Below are 2,234 nucleotides of genomic sequence, written 5' to 3'. Positions count from 1 at the left end.
TCCCCCAGCGTATCATTATCTTTTACTCTGTGGAATTAACGATATATAATACCCTTATGATTATTCGTTATATCTAAAAATAATGGGGAGGTATCTTTTATGTATGAGTCGCTAAATATTGATCTGTTATACGTTTTTACCACTGTTGCTGAATTAAAAAGTATCAATAAAAGTAGTGATGTCCTATTATTGTCTCAGCCAGCCATCAGTAAAAAGATCAAGCAACTGGAAGATTATTTTGGTAAAAAGTTATTCATTCGCTCTCCCCGCGGAATGGCACTGACTCCAGCGGGAAAACTTTTTTATAGCCAATCTAAAAAAGTTCTCCATGATTTTAACTCGCTCTATCATTTGGAGAATGACCAACCATGTTCAAAATTTAGCGAATTACATATTGGTGCTTTAGATAGTATTGCTTCTCTGTTGTATTCTGGTTTCTTTATCGAGGCACTTTCAAAGGCTGAGCAAGTTGTCTTGACTAATAAAGTCACTGACTTGATCAATGATTTTAACCTGGGAAATTTAGATGTTATTTTTATGGACGAATATTTTGAAAATGAGCTAACTACTAATTTTGAAAAATATTTTTTACAAGCTGAACCTTACTATGTACTTTTTTCAAAAAATAATGCCCAACTTTCTAAAATAAAAAGCCCCTGCTTATCTGCACAAGAGCTTCAAAAATTCGATTTATTATTATATCCAGATTACTGTCCGATCCACATTCGTATAAAGCAGATCTTCCAGCAAAATCAGCTTCCCTTTCCCACGATCTATGAAGCTGATTACAATGAATCTACGGCTTCACTAGTCTCATGCTCTGACTTGGTAACTATCCTACCAAAATCACTTGCACTAAGTAAATTAGAAAATCCAACTATGCAACTTGCTGCAAAAGAACTTATGGTCCCTAATCTTCGTCGGATCGCAGTTTTTTCAAATGGTAAAATACCGCTTAACTTTATTGTAAGTAAGCTTAGATAGTCTACAAGAAACTAACAGTTCAACTAAATATCCGTTTTCTTAAAGGAATACTCCCCCACACAGAGAATAGAACAACGCCAGTCATACAGTTGCTTAAAAAAGTTACTTGGATCGATTTTATAACATCAATGATCGTTAATGTTGTCGTATTTACTATTCCTAAACCACTTCCTAACTGTGTTCCCATGCGAACTGTGAGATCAAACTTATTGCTGTCGTTTCAATAAATAGAGCTATATTATTTTCAATTTTTATTTGGAACAAGATATGTTAAGTTAAAGGTACTTAAGAAATAAAGAAGTGAGCTCATGACTAGTAAAATTCTTGTCAAACCAGCAATGATCCGTTGGGCGAAATCAAGTCTAGCCTAGGTCACAAATGTACATCAAATATTCAATTCAAGGCGTATCATGATCACATTTATTGATCTATTCGACGCTACTAATAATTCGGAGGAAATAACTGTTAATCAAAATATATTAAAATGTAATCAGACGCGATATAATATCTACAAAAAAGATGAAATGTGAGGTAGATATTATGGCGATATTAAAACCAAAAGAAATGGCTGAAAGATCGAGCGTTACTGTTCTAACTCTACAACGCTGGAATAATAATGGACTTTAAAAGCTTATCGTACTCCCACTAATCGAAGGATATTATACAGAAGAACAATACTTAAAATATATCGGTCGATCAACCAGTAATGATCGTAAGAATGTTGCTTATGCTAGAGTCTCAACATATGGGCTGTATAACCGTAAAAAATGGAATCAATTACTAAAAGAAGTAATGGATGATCAAGTCGATACGATCTTTATTACCTATAAAGATAGATTTATCCGCTTTGGTTATAAATGACTGTTCTAAGGATGATACTTTAAAGGTTCTTATTGATAATAACATAACATATATTGATCTGCCGCTTAATCTCGGGATAGGGGGGTGCGTGCAGACCGGCTATAGATATGCGTTGCAAAACGAGTATGAAATAGCTATACAGATAGATGGAGATGGGCAGCATGATACAGCATATTTGAAAGATGTGATAGAACCTCTCATAAAAGGGCTGGCAGTCTGCAATAAATTTATAAGGAATATCCCTTAATTTATCAAATTGTTCCTGCCACATTAAAATTCCATCAGCATCAAGCAGCGTGTAGCAGTCAGGTCTCCAGTCTATCTGTGAAAAACAGGTAAAAATGGAATTCATACTGATACAGAATTCATGGTGGTTATGCAGACATGTT

The 2,234-nt window shown here is 34.3% G+C and carries 2 protein-coding genes and 1 pseudogene; all 3 read left to right on the top strand.

Going from position 1 to position 2,234, the window contains the following annotated elements:
- Positions 1–99 precede the first annotated feature (99 nt).
- The 3 genes and pseudogenes from Q9Q35_RS08460 to Q9Q35_RS11980 all read left to right on the top strand — a co-directional run bounded on the left by Q9Q35_RS08460 (position 100) and on the right by Q9Q35_RS11980 (position 2,092).
- Positions 100–984, top strand: coding sequence for a LysR family transcriptional regulator (locus tag Q9Q35_RS08460; RefSeq protein WP_304652974.1), 885 nt, complete (start codon positions 100–102; stop codon positions 982–984).
- Between the two features lie 540 nt (positions 985–1,524).
- A pseudogene (locus Q9Q35_RS11985) lies at positions 1,525–1,839 on the top strand (MerR family transcriptional regulator); the annotation flags it as partial.
- Positions 1,781–2,092 carry a glycosyltransferase gene (locus Q9Q35_RS11980; protein ID WP_370648891.1) on the top strand — a complete coding sequence of 104 codons (312 nt, stop codon included), beginning with the start codon at positions 1,781–1,783 and terminating at the stop codon, positions 2,090–2,092. The pseudogene Q9Q35_RS11985 and the gene Q9Q35_RS11980, both read left to right, overlap by 59 nt.
- Positions 2,093–2,234 lie beyond the last annotated feature (142 nt).

The sequence above is a fragment of the uncultured Ligilactobacillus sp. genome (genome assembly GCF_948826705.1).
GTDB lineage: Bacteria > Bacillota > Bacilli > Lactobacillales > Lactobacillaceae > Ligilactobacillus.
This window is presented reverse-complemented; position numbering and strand designations above follow the sequence as displayed.

Coding starts and splice junctions, on each gene's coding strand:
- Q9Q35_RS08460 (WP_304652974.1), top strand. CDS start 100: ATGTATGAGTCGCTAAATATTGATCTGTTATACGTTTTTACCACTGTT.
- Q9Q35_RS11980 (WP_370648891.1), top strand. CDS start 1,781: ATGATCAAGTCGATACGATCTTTATTACCTATAAAGATAGATTTATCC.